The sequence below is a fragment of the Solibacillus cecembensis genome (assembly GCF_050272495.1).
GTDB lineage: Bacteria > Bacillota > Bacilli > Bacillales_A > Planococcaceae > Solibacillus > Solibacillus cecembensis.
In genome coordinates, this window is sequence record NZ_JBNNMF010000025.1 from 52,867 (window position 1) to 67,985 (window position 15,119).

Sequence of the window (15,119 nt, forward strand, 5' to 3'; positions counted from 1 at the left end):
AAGGAATATGCATTGTATAACTTTTTTCATATGGAGCTTTATAAACATAAAAAGGAGTACAACTAATTAATCTGTTGTACTCCTTTTGGAATTTAGTTTCATGAAAAAAAGCTTATACTAAATCTTTTAAGTCTAGGTAAAATTCATAAATAAAGTAACAACCAAAACCAAACAATAAAAAACCTGCAATGATTGAAGTCCATTTAATCATTTTTCGGTTCATTACTTTTCTTGAAAGTGAAACAATTGTTAATAAGCCAAGATCATGTAACAAAATCCCTGATAAAATTCCTAATGCGACAATTAAAAATTGATTGGCACCATTTCCTGAATAGGAGTCTGCTAAAACCGCCCCAAATACAGAAATCCAAAAAACTAAATTTCCTGGTGAAACGGCAACTAAAAGACCATTACGGTATGTTGAAAAAAATGATTTATTCACTTTTTTCCCAGCTAATGTAATGTCTTTATCTGCGTTTTTAATAGAATCATAGGCAAGCATAAAGAGAAATATGGCCCCAATAATCCATAACGGCATTTGTATGTAAGACAATGCTAAAAATTTTGCTACTCCTAAATAGAGTGCGAGTATTAATGCTACATCAATTGTCATGCCGCCAAGCCCTACAGCCCAACCATGCATAAACCCATTTTTCAATCCTTGTTTTGTCATTTCAACAGTAATGGCACCAACAGGCATTGCAATAGCTAGGCCAATCAGGACATACGTAAAATACAAACTCATTTAAACACCTCTTCCAAGCGTGAAATTTTCTTGTAATAACTTATAAATATTACTATATTTGAATATTTATAAAAAATCAACCTAAATACTGGGTATTGGATGAGGGATACAACTGTAGAGGAGAAATTATTAAGTGGGGGATGGGATGTTGCTCAATTACTAATTTATACCAGTTTTGCATCAACTCCGATTTTTAACAACAAAAAAACACCCCCACCATAAAAGGTAAGAGTGCCCATAAACCATTACTGGTATGCGCTTTATGTAGGTAAGCCACATTGCCGTAGTTTATTATAGAAAGTTTTAAACCACCACTCCTCAAAGTGGGTGTTCGCAAAAGTATTCCTGTCTATCCCAAGTTAAAAACCTGGGCACGCCATTCGTACTTCGATGTAAAACTCCCTGTATAAGCATAAAGGTTAAAACTTAATATTCGTACGTACAACGTAGCCTTAATGTAATAATAACTGAACCTTTTAAGATGTGCAACAAAGCTTGTTTAAAGGAAAAAGTCAAATATTTTGCGGGGAAATCAAACATTAATTGATGTCGTTTGTTTTGATTTTCAGTGGTATTCGATATTAAAAAAAGCCTTCCTCGTTTAAATGGGAAGCCTTCTGGTGTTAATCTTTATGGTTTTGTAAAATTTGATTCGTAAGCTGGGCAATATCGATTGTCGTTTTTTCCGCGATGACGTCTGCTAATATTTCATTTTTGAAATAAAGTACACTCACTTGAAGCGGTATTTGAAGCAATTTAGTGAGAGCTGTCTGATACATATAAACAAATTCTCGATCAGTGTTCCCGTGTTTTAATTCGGCGAAGGACTCATAAAATTGGTCGAGCTTATCTGCAAATTCCAGTAAACGACCCTCAATTGTTGCGTCTTTCCCTTCTTTCATACGGGCTAAAAAGACTTCTTGTAAATCGGTTGGAATTTCTTCAAAAATAAATTTTTCCATCATCTTTTCTTCCACATGTGCAAGCATTTGCTTTAACTCAAGGCTCGCGTGTTTGACTGGTGTTTTTATATCCCCAATGAACACTTCGGCAAAATCGTGATTGATTGTTTTTTCATATAGGGATTTCCAATCAATGGTATTACCCGCGCGTTCTTCAAGTGTGGCAAAAAACATGGCATATTGCGAAACCTTCCAAGAGTGGGCTGCGACATTATGCTCTTCATATTTAAAACGTCCCGGACAACGGATGATGCGCTCCAAATCATTTAAGCTTGTAAAAAATGCATGAATTCCTATAAAAACCACTCCTTTTATGTTGAATCAATTACGGCTTGGCGTAATTGTGTCCAGTTTTTTTTCGAGTGTGCTCGAAAAACTCCCCTTAAAAATCTGTGACATCCGCCGGGGCATTAACTTCTTTCAGCAGATGTACTCTCCTTCTGCTGAAAGAAGTTAATTTCATTGTAATACTCATATTACCCGAAAACCAGCATTTTCAAGCGTTTTAACGAATGTTTAACATGCGGTTTACAACCAACAATGCCCTTTAGTAATTAGTATATTAAAAAAAGACGCTCAAATGAATGGGCGTCTTTACAAAATCAATTACGCCTCGGCGTAATTGCGTCCAGATTTTTTCGAGCTCGCTCGAAAAATTCCCCTTAAAAATCTGTGACATCCGCCGGGGCATTAACTTGGTTCAGCCAGGGGTGAATCATACAGAACCAAGTGATTATTTGGCATTCATCTCCCACTGATAGAAGTGGAGGACTTATTGCTGAAGTAAGTTAAGCTTGAATGTCAATTACTTGGCCTTTGTAAGGGTGAGCTGCGGCTGTTTGCTGTGGTAGCTCTTCCATCATTTCAATTACACCAGCAGCGCCATTGTTCATTGACTTGTCTAGGATGCTCATTTGTAATGTTTGTTGCAGTGAAGCAAGTTGAGCAGACATCATAGAATTAATATCCAAAAGTATCCTCTCCTTTCATATTTATATCGTCAAAAAACGGAGAAATTAGAGTTACCCCTTTGATTTTCGTGTTATGAAGTTTATTGCTAACAATGGAATAAAAACCTCTTTTCCTGGTGACGCTACTGACGAGGAGGTGAAGAATGAGATATTTACTTATGTTAGTGCCACTTGTATTGTTATTAGGTGGTTGTAATTTATTTCAATCAAAAAGCGTTCCAGTAAGTGCGCCAGAAACACTGACTGCTAAAGCGCTTATGTACAATACAAATGACGAGTTTATCGGTGAGGTGTCTTTCCAAGAGACGGGAAAAGGGGTAGAGTTGTCGGCCCAATTGAATGGCTTACAATCAGGTGAACATGGCATTCATATTCATACAGTTGGCAAATGTGAGAAACCTACATTTGAATCCGCAGGTGCTCATTATAATCCGACGAACAAAAAGCATGGTGTTGAAAATCCACTCGGACCACATGTAGGTGACTTGCCAAATTTAGTTGTTGATGAAAATGGTGAAGTTCAATTAAATTTTATTGCGCCTCAATTTACATTGAAAAAGGGAGAAGCAAATTCTTTATTTGATGCGGATGGTAGTTCGGTTATCATTCATGAAAAGGAAGATGACTACAAAACAGATCCTTCAGGAAATTCAGGTGCGCGAATGGTTTGTGGTGTTATTAAATGATACTGTGTCCGAATTTTGGGCACAGTTTTTTTGTTTCTATATAAAATAGGGATTAGTTAATTAGGATGCATAGAGTATCTGAAATATTAATTTATTCATTTCTTATGCGCCGTGTTTCCACTTTTATCCACAACTTACTATATTCTTAGTTTTGCACTTAGTTAATATTGATTTTTACTAGTTTATTAGTGCGTTTTTGAGGTTATTCCGAATTGTTGATATAAACGATATCTTTAAAATTGTTTGACTTTTAAATAATTATGCATGTAAAATAGACTAGAGTTGTAAAAAAGAGGGGGATTTAACATGTTTAAAAAGAATAAACTATTATTTCTAACTATGGTAAGCGCTTTACTATTAGTGTTAGCAGCTTGCGGTAGTGATGAAGATTCAGGTAAAGATACAGAGAAACCTGCTGATTCAACTGCTGATACAGATACAACAGCCCAAGCGGATTTTGGCGATGTAAAATATTTAAGTATTTTAACAGGTGGTACGCAAGGTACATACTACCCATTAGGTGGTACTTTCGCGGACTTAATCACTTCTGATACAGGTGTAAAAACAACTGCTGAGGTTTCTCAAGCTTCTGCGGCAAATATGACAGCTTTACAAAATGGCGAAGGTGACGTAGCTTTCGTTCAAACAGATATCGCTTTCTATGGAACAAATGGAACATTAATGTTTGAAGGACAAACAATTGATTCGGTTTCAGCATTAGGGGCATTATATCCAGAAACAGTTCAGCTTGTAACATTAGCTGATTCAGGTATTAAAACATTTGCAGATTTAAAAGGTAAAAAAGTTTCAGTAGGTGCTCCTGGTTCAGGAACTTATGCAAACGCTGAGCAATTATTAGAAATTCATGGTTTATCAATGGATGATATTAAAGCACAAAACTTAGATTTCGGTGAATCAACAGACGGAATCCAATCAGGTCAAATTGATGCAGCGTTCATCACTGCAGGTTACCCAACAGGTGCGGTAGAAGCACTTAATGCAACGAAGGGCGTTCACATTGTGCCAGTTGAAGCAGACAAAGCGGCAGAGCTTATTGCTAAATATCCATACTATGCAGTGGATGCAATTCCATCAGGTACGTATGGTTTAGAAGCAGAAGTTCCAGCTGTATCAGTAGGCGCGATGTTAGCGGTTAAAAAGGATCTTCCAGAAGATTTAGTTTATGCGATGACAAAAGCAATTTATGATAATACAGATAAAATTGGTCATGCAAAAGGTGAATTCATCAAAGCGGAAACAGGCTTAGATGGAATCGGTATTGAAGTTCACCCAGGTGCTCAAAAGTATTTCGATGAAGTGAACAAGTAACACAAAGCAAAGGGCTCTGTTGCGATAAATGCTTCAGGGTCCTTTTTTGATGGTGAGAGTTTATGAAAAAGTGGTTCGTTATAAGTATATTTTTAATTTGTTGTGCAGCGAGTTTCATTCCGTTTCAAAAAGCGCTAGTTATGACGGAAACAAGAAATGAGCAGCCTAACGTAAACTATGTATTACTGGATTCGGAGAACGATTTTCAAATAGTGTTTACCCATTCAATTCACCTATCGGATGTCATCGAAAGTTATCGGGTTTTAACATCTAATGAATTTCAACTAGTATCGATGGAATATTCAGATGTTGCAATCGGCATGCCGGGTTATGCTGAAAAAGGGCAGGTGCTTACATACGAAGATGGTGTGTATACACTGCGTTATGATAATGCGAAGTTGCCTAATTTTACACTTCATATTGGTGCGGTTCAACACAAGCTAATGCTCCGTTATGGTGATGAGGAATATGATTTGAAAAATAATTTAAAAAAAGGGAAATCCTATTTTATTGAAGTAAAGAAACTATCATTCTATGAAAAAATGAAAGGTGTGAAATTGAATGACAACAAAGAATGAACAAATTGATGATAACCAATTTGAACAACTATCCGCTGAAGACCAGCAAGCGTTATTAGAGAAATATGATATTGAATCGAACACACGTAATGTCAGTGGCATAATGAAAAAAGTCATTTATGTAGGGCTTTTACTATTCTCTTTATTCCAAGTTTATACTGCTATTTTCGGAGTATTCCCAGCACAAATTCAACGAACAGTCCATTTAGGGTTCGGTTTAACATTTATCTTTTTACTATTTCCAGCAGTTCGTAAAACGAAAAAAGATACAATTCCATTTTATGATTATATTTTAGCACTTATATCAATTGTAGTTGGTTCATATTGGGTTATTAACTATGAGCGTCTTGTGCAAAGTTTAGGAAGAATGGAAACAATGGACTTTTACATCGGGCTTATTGCGACGATTTTAGTTTTAGAAGCGGCAAGACGTGCGGTAGGGTTACCGATTACGATTATTGCAGGCTTATTCCTGCTTTATGCTTATTTCGGTCCGCAAATGCCAGACTTCATGGCACATCGTGGTCAAAGTGTAGAAAGCATTGTTAATTTAATGTTTTACTCAACAGATGGTATTTTAGGAACGCCAATTAGTGTATCCGCTACATTTATTTTCGTGTTCTTATTATTCGGTGCTTTCTTAGTGAAAACAGGTGTAGGGCAATATTTTAATGATTTAGCCGTAGCATTTGCAGGGAAATTAATCGGTGGCCCTGCTAAAGTAGCGATTTTCTCATCTGCATTACAAGGGACAATTTCAGGGAGTTCCGTTGCAAACGTTGTAACTTCAGGATCTTATACGATTCCGATGATGAAAAAGCTTGGCTACAAAAAGGAATTTGCTGGTGCAGTTGAAGCCGCTGCCTCGACAGGTGGTCAATTAATGCCACCAATTATGGGTGCCGCAGCGTTCTTAATGGTCGAATTTATTGGTCGTGGGATTACGTATTGGGATATTGCGAAAGCAGCAGCAATTCCTGCATTGCTTTACTTTACAGGAATTTGGATTATGACGCATTTTGAAGCGAAACGTTTAGGATTACGTGGATTATCAGATGAAGAATTACCAAACCGTAAAGAAGTATTAATGAAAATTTATTTATTAGTACCAATCATGCTAATTATTGTATTAATGTTAGTTGGCGTACCGGTAATGCATGCCGCTTTATATGGTATTTTAGCTAGTATTTTAGTAGGAATGTTTAACAAAGAGACTCGTCTAGGTTTTGCGGATATTTTAGATGCATTAGTAGATGGGGCAAAAACAGCATTAGGTGTTGTTGCAGCGACTGCATGTGCCGGGATTATTGTTGGGGTAGTTGTGAAAACTGGTCTTGGATTATCGCTTGCAAATAGCTTAGTTAAATTAGCTGGAGGAAGTATTTTATTAACGTTATTCTTCGTAATGATTGCGTCACTTATTTTAGGGATGGGTGCACCAACAACAGCGAACTATGTTATTACATCGACGATTGCAGCACCTGCGATTGTTGCATTATTAGCACCGGATGTACCGCAAAGTGCTGTGCCAATCGTTGTATTATTATCTGCTCATTTCTTCGTATTTTACTTTGGGATTATTGCAGATATTACACCGCCTGTTGCACTTGCCGCCTTTGCAGCTTCTGGAATATCAGGTGGAGATCCAATCAAAACCGGTGTGAACTCTGCTAAGCTAGCGATTGCGGCATTTATTATTCCATATATGATCGTATTCTCGCCAGCGTTATTGATGATTGACGTAACGGTATTAGAAATTATTTGGGTAGTATTTACAGCGATAATGGGTATGATTGCAATCGGTGCAGGGGTTATCGGATTCTGGTACCGAAAGTTAATGATTGTGGAGCGAGTAGTTGTCATGGCTGCAGGATTAGCAATGATTTATCCAGAATCATTATCAGACACGATTGGTCTAATTGTATTCATCGCAATGTGGGCATTACAAATCTTCTCAAAAAACAAAGGAAATGAGCCAAAAACGGTCGTTTCTTAAAATGTAAGTGGCATCTAAAAGTCGATTTTCGGTTTATTCCGAGAGTCGACTTTTTTTGAGTAGACAATTAAATTCATAAGGTCCAATGCGATTGATCTCATTTTGAGATAGGTTATATACTTATTATGCATAAATCGTATTTATTAGTTGCGAATAGGTAGGGAAGTATGTGATAATCAATTTACACAAAATTCAGTTAATTAGGAGTGGTGAAAAGGATGGTTAATTTAAAATCTATTTTAGCAACTTATTTATTGGATGAAGAACATGACACGGAAGTTGTAGAGCAGACCGTAACACAGGTAGTTGAGCAATATGAACAGTATCCAGCAGGTTTTTTCTCAAGTTTGTAACGGGTAGAACTATCTATTTGCGAATGTGCATTGGGTAGTTCTTTTTTTGTGGATAAGGAACTGCGAGTATTTTCCTAATTAGCTAGGCACCTATTATTAATAATTTTCTAATCGTACTGTATAATAGAAGTATTACATGATATTAGAGGTGCTTTTCATGATTGATGTTAGAAAAACGGAGGAAATGATATTTGAATGGTTCCATTATTTCCACACTCATCCAGAAGTGAGTTGGCAGGAACATAATACAACAGAAAAATTAGCAACCATTTTAGATGACTTGCACATTCAGTATACACGTTTTGAAGACGTAACAGGATTAATTGCCGAGATTGGTGAAGGTGAGGAAGTCATTGCGGTTCGTGCAGATATTGATGCGTTATGGCAGGAAGTTGATGGCGTCATGAAGGCGAATCATTCTTGTGGGCACGATGCAAATATTTCAATGGTACTTGGAGCGCTTTTAGAGTTAAAGGATAAAAAATTAAAAAAGCGCATTCGTTTTATTTTCCAACCAGCTGAGGAATCGGGTGGTGGTGCACTCGCAATGATTGACCGCGGTGTGTTAAAGGATGTCACGCATTTATTTGGTGTTCATTTACGTCCAGTGGAAGAATTACCACTTGGCAAAGTTTCTCCAGCAATTTATCATGGAGCAGCAGCATTTTTGAGTGGGACAATTTCAGGAATTGATGCGCATGGTGCACGCCCTCATCAAGGGAATAATGCTATTGATGTTGCAGTAGCGATTCAGCAAATGTTAAAAAATTTATATATTGATCCATTTGAAGTGTATTCTGCAAAAATGACAAAAATCGTGGCAGATGGCGGTAGTATTAATATTATCCCTGGAAATGCAAGCTTTTCAATTGATGTACGTGCCCAGAAAAATGAAGTACTTGAGCAAATTCAAGCCTACGTGGCAAAGGGCTTAAAGCAAATTTCAGAAATGTTTGCGATTGATGTCAATTGGCAGTGGTTGGATGTAACACCAGGGGCTAAGGTTTCTAAAGAAGCGGCTAAAGAAGCAGAAATCTCAATTATAGAAGCGTTAGGCAGGGAGCATTTAGCGCCAGCCGTTACAACACCAGGTAGTGATGATTTTCACTTTTATACGATAAAGCAACCACAGTTGAAGGCGACAATGATTGGTGTCGGTGCAAACTTAGCGCCGGGGCTTCATCATCCACATATGACATTTGATCACGAAGGTCTACTGGATGGAGCCAAAGTGTTAACAACAACTTTGAAAAACATGGCAATGAGTTAATGAAAAAATGGTCCTCGCTTTTACATTGAGCGAGGACCATTTTTGTTTCCATTCATTTTAGTCGACAAAAGCCACAAGCTAATAAACCAGGGATATCCTTAGAGAAGCAGCAGCTTTTTCTGACCGGTACATGGATGAGTTGAGAGGGATTTTTTCCGCCTGTATAGTTCAGAAACAGCGATTTGTCAGAGAAATAGCGCCATATATTTTTGTCTTCTAGCATTTCTAAGTCTTCGAATGCACGGTCAGAAAGTGCCGGATTTTCAAGTAATGTATGGTAGTGCCAAAGCATAAAACCGAAAATATTTTCCCATAAAACAAGTGGGGAAATCGATGTTGTTTTTCGTAGTTGCTGGATGATGACAGACGCTTTATATAAAATATCGGCCATCACTTGTTCGCGTTCGTCATCCTCTACATAGCGAAAATCATTCGGATTAATATACATAGCTAGTGTATGGATTCCAAATTCATTTACAATAGCAAAGCGCAGATCCTCAGGTTTTCCATCCCAAATTTCATCATAGGTCGTCAGCATATAAAATTGCATAGCAACAAACATGCCATAGCGGCGCCCAAAATGAGAAATGGCAGCAGCCTCTGTTGCAGCATTTGTCACACCCATCATTAAGTTTCGAAAATCGGTTAAATAAAAATCTTTATGTAGGTTTGCCAAAGTAAAAAGTGGGCGCGAAGGTTCTTCTGTATAAATACTATATGAATTGAGTTGACGCATTTGATCATAGGAAAGTGCAGGCATAGATCTCACCTTTTCTTTAATTATTATTTGGTAATAGTGAATGGCTCACTTTTCGTTATTCTTACTATACCATTTTTGCTTCATATAAATAGAAAACTACTTTTATTCAACTGCTACATTTGGAATTATTTGATAAAATATTGACATTTTATATGATAATGATTATCATTGTCATGTGACGCGAGTTTATTTGTAATTCAGTACAAATAAGTTTGGACTCAGCACCTTTTCTCCAAAAGTTAGCTAGTTCAATGTTGCGTTCTAAACTCCCTCATTTAGAACGTGGTTAGGTAAGTGGTGATTATATCGCCCTTTTTCTTTCGATATGAAAGGCCCTGTTATACCTGTGTCCAATTGCGGATACAGGTATTTTTTTAGAGGTGACAAAAACTCCGTGGAACATAAGGCTTCCACGGATCGAAGTTGTATTACGTCATATTTTTCTCTAATAGCAATTGCTTCTTCCCTACAAGCATTGTGTGATAGCTATGGAGTAGCATGCCACCAATAATAACACCAAGTCCAGTTAATGCGAGAGGCGCGGGTAGTGGAACGCTTAATAAAACCATTTCACCAGCCATTGCGAATAACACTTCTGTCGATTGTGTTGCTTCTACTGCTGCAAGTTTGCCTTGATCATGTCGTACACGGTCTGTGGCGATGAAAAATAAAATGGTCGCGATAACACCAGAAGATACAGCCACTAGTAGGGATTGCAGTACTTGGCTTCCTGAAGGTAACCCCACCGTAAATAGTGCATAAATTGCAAGGATAATCCAAGCAGGTAGCGATGCGATTGTCATGCCGAGTACACGTTGAAAAGTATCAATGCGCCCATCGCAAATCGCCATCATTTTTCGATTGCCTAATGGATATGCAAAAGCGGCGACAATCACCGGTAAAATTCCAAGTAACAAAACTTCTGTAGAAACGACTTTAGCTTGTGGGATTTGAATAAGCAAAATCCCGATTAAGATAATGCAGGAAATCCCTAATGAAATGACTGGAATTTTAGAACGAATAGGCTTTCCAGCAATGAATGTCACAAATAATGGCGCTAATAAAACCCCAGCAACAATCGTAAATTGCCACGTCCCGGAAACAAGCCAGCCTGGACCGAATGCCGCAGCAAATGTAAGTGGGGCATAGAAAAAGACAAAACCAACAAAACTCCAAATCAACCAAGCACCTGGTTTTGCTTTCACTTCATTAGATAAAACGCGAAAACCATTTTTTCCACGTATCGCGACAATAGCAATTAAAAAAGGAAGCATAAAGAAATAGCGTAAGGAAGAGCTCCATAGCCAACTTCCGCCTTCAAGTTCCATTGAATGATTTAATACAAAGGTAACCGCAAAGAATAGAGCGGCAATAATACCGATGAAAATCTCTTTCATAACGCACCTCCTCGTTTAGTTTGAATTTTCAGATATAAATATCGGTAAAAAAATGGAGCGAAAGGATTCACTCCATAAATAAACTTTAGTTACGTGCTTCGAACAACTGAACAATTTCAATAATCACTTCTGTCGCTTTTTCCATCGTTTCACCTGATACGAATTCATATTTCCCGTGCATGTTTTCGCCACCAGCAAAGATGTTCGGAGTTGGTAAGCCCATGAATGAAAGCTGAGAACCATCTGTACCACCACGGATAGGTTCAACAATTGGTGTAATATCAAATTTCGCAAACGCTTCTTTTACGATGTCGACAATTTCCATAACAGGTTCAATTTTTTCACCCATATTGTAATATTGATCTTCCATCTCAACCGTAATGGCCTCTTCACCATATGCGGCTTGCATTTTTTTGCCGATTTCATTCATATATGCTTTTTTCTCTTCAAATTTTGCGCGGTCATGGTCACGGATAATATAAGACATTGTTGTTTCTTCAATGCCACCATTAAATTGCATTAAATGAATGAAGCCTTCATAGCCTTCTGTTTTTTCGGGAACGGCATCTTTTGGCATGTCATTTTGGAAGGCAATCGCCAAACCAATCGAATTGACCATTTTGTCCTTCGCTGAACCAGGGTGGATATTTGTACCGCGTGTCGTTACTTTTACACCGGCAGCATTAAAGCTTTGGTATTGTAACTCACCTAGTGGACCGCCATCCATCGTATACGCATAATCAGCACCGAATTTTTCCACGTCAAATTTATGTGGGCCGCGTCCGATTTCTTCATCTGGCGTAAATGCCACGCGAATTTTACCATGCTTAATGTCAGGGTTTTTCACTAAGAAAGCCATAGCTGTCATAATTTCTGCGATACCCGCTTTATCATCTGCACCGAGTAATGTTGTGCCATCTGTTGTAATTAACGTTTGACCAACATAATTTTTTAAATTCGGGAAGTATTCCGGTGTCATTACTAAACCGTTTTGTAATGTAATGGCTTCACCATTATAGTTGTCAATGCGCTGTGGATTTACGTTTGTGCCTGTGTAATCCGTTGTTGTATCAACATGTGCTAAAAAGCCGATTGTTGGTACATCTTTGTCTGTATTAGATTCAAGTGTAGCGAAAAGGTAGCCATTTTCGTCTAATGTAATGTCTGTTAAGCCGATGTCTGCAAGCTCATCTTTTAAAATGTGTAATAAGTCAAATTGCTTTTGTGTAGAGGGTGTTGTTGTTGAGTTGAAATCCGATTGTGTATCAATTTTTACGTAGCGAACTAAACGCTCAATTATTTGTTCTTTCATGCTCATGAAAAAGCCTCCTTAGTAAAATAAACTGACTTTATTGTACCACTTTATTTCGAATATTGAAGTATTGAGTAATGCTAAGCATGAATAAAAATTGTGCACCATAATACGTAAACATAATGAGCTGATGTGAATAGGCAACTTCAAACATAAAGCGGTCCATTGCCAAAATCGAATCGGATATAATGAATAATAAAGCGCCTGTTATCGCAAATGGGCTGCCTGTACGGAATGAGGTCCAACCCATTGTTAAAATAATCGACATATAAGCAATAACGGCAATGGCTAAAATAGTGTCACCTTCTTTAAAAATAGAGCCCGCAATCCATACAACCATAAATAGGCAGTATACGCCGAGTGATATTTTTACGATAAGCGGTGTTTTGGCTACGCTTGTTGTGCGAAATGCGAAAATGTAAAAAATATGCCCGATTAAAAAGAAGCATAGTCCGACGATGAACCATTGCAGCGTATAATCACCGATCGCGCAAAAGATGAGCCCGATTGAAACAAGCCATTGATACGGCAATTTGTTCGGGAGTTTCGTTGTAAATGCCAGTGTAATTAGTAATAGCATTGGAATTAATTTAAATACCATAATTAATGATGAATCAATGGAGTTAATGAAAAACACATAAAAAATGCCGAACACTAAAAATAATGAAATAAGTACCTTTCGCGCCATAAATATTCCTCCTAAAACATATTTTTAACTTGCTTCAACGTTCTTCCGCTTCAATTAAGTAGTGGTTGAATGCCAAGTGAACCCTTGATTCAGATGGGGTTCAGACCCTAGCTGAATCAAGTTATTGCCCCAGGCGGATGTCACAGATTTTGAAGAGGAATTTTTCGAACGGGTTCGAAAAAAATCTGGACGCAATTTCGCCGAGGCGTAATTGATAAAATTATGAATCTTTCCAGTGAGTTATTCGTAAATAATACAAAGAAAGGATGGTCACCATGGGACAACTTTTATTAATTACTTTAATAGGTTCGTTTATTATGACACTATTAATCATACCAATTTCTCGGAAAGTTAAAAGTGGGAAATTATCGACTAAGAATTTAATCGCAACATGTATCGTCATTTTTGTTAGTAGTTTTACTTTAGTATTTACGGCGGTTTATGTATCTAAAATGGATTTGAATTGGACAGCATTCCTATATGTGCTGCCTGTAGCTGCGTTAGTCGGAGCGATTTTATCGGTAGGACTAGAGCAAAAAATAAAATCAGCTATTATACTAGTGGGGATTTTAGGGGTCGCTTATTTGATTAGTGCGCCATTATTGAATGCCGAACAAAAATTTAAGTCCTCACAAATGGAGGAAAAGATAGAAATCAAGGCATTTGATGAAACGAAAACACCTGCAAGTGTACCGCCACAGTTTGTGAAAAATAAAATGAAAAAGGCTTTCGGGCAAGTGCCAAATACGAGTTATTATGAATTAGGTCGTCTGCAAATTCAAAAAGTAAATGGTGAGTATGTGTATATTGCACCAGTTGAGTTTTCGGACATTTTCAAATGGTTTAATGGGAAATCTACACCAGGTTACTTTACGATGAGCGCGACAGATTCAAGCGATAATCCGAAATTTATTAAATCGGAAATGAGCTATATTCCATCGTCTTATTTGAATAAAAATTTAGAGCGCCATATGCGTTTACAATTTCCTACACTCATTTTTTATGGGCAACCGCAATTAGAAATTGATGAGGACGGGAAGCCATTTTATATTCGTTCGTATGGTGAATTTATTTCCGCACGTAACGGTTTTGATGTAAAAGGGATCGTTATAGTGGATGCAAAAACGGGGCAGACAGATAAGCTTGCGCTAAAAGATGTACCGGACTATATCGATGGGGCGATTTCTCCAGAAACAGTGAGCTTACAAAATAGCTATTACGGTAACTATGTACATGGTTATTGGAACAGTGTTGTCGGAAAGAAAGATGTGAAACTACCGAGTGATGAAGGAACGGAAGCAAATGTAAGCCCGATTTTCATGGAAGATGGAGAAATGTATTACTTCACGGATTTCACAAGTCCAAAAGAAGGTGTTGACTCAATGCTTGGTTATTCGTTGACGAATGCTCGTACAGGCGCAGCAACATATTATACAGGCAATTTAGATGAATCATACATGGATTCTCAAGGGGCACTGCAAATTATTGAAAAGGAATTTATAGAGAAGAAATGGGAAGGTAAAATGCCGATTCTTTATAACTTCTACGGCGAGGCAAGCTGGTTAACAGGTGTGCTTGATGCAAATGGCTTCCTACAAAACTATTTCATTGTTTCCGCATCGAATCCTGAAATTTCAGCCTTTGCTTCTACACCAAATGAGGCATTAAAGCTATATAAAACAGCCTTAAATAGTGGTGGTAGTACAGTAGATGGCACGTCTCAGGCAGAAGAAGCAACCGTAACAGGTGAAGTTGTCCGTGTGTATAAAGAGCGTGTCGGTGACTTTACACTTGTTTCGTTCTTAATGAATTCAGGGGAAAACTTTATCGTAAGTTCAGCAGTTGTACCGCTTGCAATTTATTTACAAGAGGGTGACCGCGTCATTATGACATATGCGAAAACGGGCGAGCAGTTCCAACCCGTAAAAAAGGTCATTATTGAAGGGTTATAAAGCATGAAAAAGGGCAGGGACGTACTTTGGGACTGACCCCAAAAATATAGACAAATAAAAAAAGCATCTTCGATTGAATTCGGGTTTAGATACCTAAAATTCAACTAGGGGGTGTTTTTT

Annotated in this window: 14 protein-coding genes and 1 other RNA gene; 7 read left to right on the forward strand and 8 right to left on the reverse strand. The window is 37.7% G+C overall.

Annotation, left to right across the window (positions count from 1 at the left end; genetic code table 11):
- Positions 1 to 112: 112 nt before the first annotated feature.
- The 4 genes from ACQKIH_RS18620 to ACQKIH_RS18635 form a co-directional block, all read right to left on the reverse strand.
- Positions 113 to 745, reverse strand: coding sequence for a LysE family transporter (locus ACQKIH_RS18620; protein WP_427768207.1), 633 nt, complete (start codon positions 743 to 745; stop codon positions 113 to 115).
- Between the two features lie 266 nt (positions 746 to 1,011).
- Positions 1,012 to 1,201: non-coding RNA, 6S RNA (gene ssrS, locus ACQKIH_RS18625), on the reverse strand.
- Positions 1,202 to 1,368: 167 nt separating this feature from the next.
- Entirely contained in the window at positions 1,369 to 2,013 is a 645-nt protein-coding gene (locus tag ACQKIH_RS18630) for a YfbR-like 5'-deoxynucleotidase (RefSeq protein ID WP_427768208.1), read from the reverse strand.
- 482 nt (positions 2,014 to 2,495) lie between these two features.
- The gene (locus tag ACQKIH_RS18635; protein WP_340782421.1) at positions 2,496 to 2,678 is read right to left on the reverse strand and encodes a putative motility protein; all 183 of its coding nucleotides are present in this window, start codon (positions 2,676 to 2,678) and stop codon (positions 2,496 to 2,498) included.
- A 143-nt stretch (positions 2,679 to 2,821) separates the two neighbouring features.
- Here ACQKIH_RS18635 and ACQKIH_RS18640 point away from each other — a divergent pair, with 143 nt between their 5' ends.
- From ACQKIH_RS18640 to ACQKIH_RS18665, 6 genes are all read left to right on the forward strand, one after another.
- On the forward strand, positions 2,822 to 3,364 hold the full coding sequence (locus tag ACQKIH_RS18640; RefSeq protein ID WP_427768210.1) for a superoxide dismutase family protein: 543 nt from the start codon (positions 2,822 to 2,824) through the stop codon (positions 3,362 to 3,364).
- Between the two features lie 306 nt (positions 3,365 to 3,670).
- Entirely contained in the window at positions 3,671 to 4,693 is a 1,023-nt protein-coding gene (locus ACQKIH_RS18645) for a TAXI family TRAP transporter solute-binding subunit (protein ID WP_427768211.1), read from the forward strand.
- 62 nt (positions 4,694 to 4,755) lie between these two features.
- A complete protein-coding gene (locus ACQKIH_RS18650) occupies positions 4,756 to 5,271 on the forward strand; it encodes a DUF1850 domain-containing protein (protein WP_427768213.1) in 516 nt (171 codons plus the stop codon).
- The gene (locus ACQKIH_RS18655; protein WP_427768215.1) at positions 5,255 to 7,267 is read left to right on the forward strand and encodes a TRAP transporter permease; all 2,013 of its coding nucleotides are present in this window, start codon (positions 5,255 to 5,257) and stop codon (positions 7,265 to 7,267) included. Before ACQKIH_RS18650 ends, ACQKIH_RS18655 begins: the two co-directional genes overlap by 17 nt.
- A gap of 218 nt (positions 7,268 to 7,485) precedes the next feature.
- Complete coding sequence (locus tag ACQKIH_RS18660) at positions 7,486 to 7,620, forward strand: hypothetical protein (RefSeq protein WP_269084216.1); 135 nt, start codon at positions 7,486 to 7,488, stop codon at positions 7,618 to 7,620.
- Between the two features lie 157 nt (positions 7,621 to 7,777).
- A complete protein-coding gene (locus tag ACQKIH_RS18665; protein WP_057988072.1) occupies positions 7,778 to 8,890 on the forward strand; it encodes an amidohydrolase in 1,113 nt (370 codons plus the stop codon).
- 52 nt (positions 8,891 to 8,942) lie between these two features.
- Here ACQKIH_RS18665 and ACQKIH_RS18670 read toward each other — a convergent pair whose 3' ends face one another.
- From ACQKIH_RS18670 to ACQKIH_RS18685, 4 genes are all read right to left on the reverse strand, one after another.
- The gene (locus ACQKIH_RS18670; RefSeq protein WP_057988070.1) at positions 8,943 to 9,650 is read right to left on the reverse strand and encodes a hypothetical protein; all 708 of its coding nucleotides are present in this window, start codon (positions 9,648 to 9,650) and stop codon (positions 8,943 to 8,945) included.
- A 428-nt stretch (positions 9,651 to 10,078) separates the two neighbouring features.
- Positions 10,079 to 11,047: a DMT family transporter gene (locus ACQKIH_RS18675; RefSeq protein ID WP_427768218.1), complete on the reverse strand. Its 969-nt coding sequence runs from the start codon at positions 11,045 to 11,047 to the stop codon at positions 10,079 to 10,081.
- Between the two features lie 85 nt (positions 11,048 to 11,132).
- Positions 11,133 to 12,359 carry a peptidase T gene (gene pepT / locus ACQKIH_RS18680; protein WP_427768222.1) on the reverse strand — a complete coding sequence of 409 codons (1,227 nt, stop codon included), beginning with the start codon at positions 12,357 to 12,359 and terminating at the stop codon, positions 11,133 to 11,135.
- A 37-nt stretch (positions 12,360 to 12,396) separates the two neighbouring features.
- Positions 12,397 to 13,047, reverse strand: coding sequence for a lysoplasmalogenase (locus ACQKIH_RS18685; RefSeq protein ID WP_427768219.1), 651 nt, complete (start codon positions 13,045 to 13,047; stop codon positions 12,397 to 12,399).
- A gap of 275 nt (positions 13,048 to 13,322) precedes the next feature.
- On the opposite strand from ACQKIH_RS18685, the gene ACQKIH_RS18690 reads away from it, so the two are divergent.
- On the forward strand, positions 13,323 to 14,999 hold the full coding sequence (locus ACQKIH_RS18690; protein ID WP_427768220.1) for a hypothetical protein: 1,677 nt from the start codon (positions 13,323 to 13,325) through the stop codon (positions 14,997 to 14,999).
- Positions 15,000 to 15,119 lie beyond the last annotated feature (120 nt).

What these genes read in the sequence shown, in the direction of transcription:
- ACQKIH_RS18620 (WP_427768207.1), bottom strand. Translation starts at nt 745, where the DNA reads ATGAGTTTGTATTTTACGTATGTCCTGATTGGCCTAGCTATTGCAATG.
- ACQKIH_RS18640 (WP_427768210.1), top strand. Translation starts at nt 2,822, where the DNA reads ATGAGATATTTACTTATGTTAGTGCCACTTGTATTGTTATTAGGTGGT.
- ACQKIH_RS18645 (WP_427768211.1), top strand. Translation starts at nt 3,671, where the DNA reads ATGTTTAAAAAGAATAAACTATTATTTCTAACTATGGTAAGCGCTTTA.
- ACQKIH_RS18650 (WP_427768213.1), top strand. Translation starts at nt 4,756, where the DNA reads ATGAAAAAGTGGTTCGTTATAAGTATATTTTTAATTTGTTGTGCAGCG.
- ACQKIH_RS18655 (WP_427768215.1), top strand. Translation starts at nt 5,255, where the DNA reads ATGACAACAAAGAATGAACAAATTGATGATAACCAATTTGAACAACTA.
- ACQKIH_RS18660 (WP_269084216.1), top strand. Translation starts at nt 7,486, where the DNA reads ATGGTTAATTTAAAATCTATTTTAGCAACTTATTTATTGGATGAAGAA.
- ACQKIH_RS18665 (WP_057988072.1), top strand. Translation starts at nt 7,778, where the DNA reads ATGATTGATGTTAGAAAAACGGAGGAAATGATATTTGAATGGTTCCAT.
- ACQKIH_RS18670 (WP_057988070.1), bottom strand. Translation starts at nt 9,650, where the DNA reads ATGCCTGCACTTTCCTATGATCAAATGCGTCAACTCAATTCATATAGT.
- ACQKIH_RS18675 (WP_427768218.1), bottom strand. Translation starts at nt 11,047, where the DNA reads ATGAAAGAGATTTTCATCGGTATTATTGCCGCTCTATTCTTTGCGGTT.
- pepT (WP_427768222.1), bottom strand. Translation starts at nt 12,359, where the DNA reads ATGAAAGAACAAATAATTGAGCGTTTAGTTCGCTACGTAAAAATTGAT.
- ACQKIH_RS18685 (WP_427768219.1), bottom strand. Translation starts at nt 13,047, where the DNA reads ATGGCGCGAAAGGTACTTATTTCATTATTTTTAGTGTTCGGCATTTTT.
- ACQKIH_RS18690 (WP_427768220.1), top strand. Translation starts at nt 13,323, where the DNA reads ATGGGACAACTTTTATTAATTACTTTAATAGGTTCGTTTATTATGACA.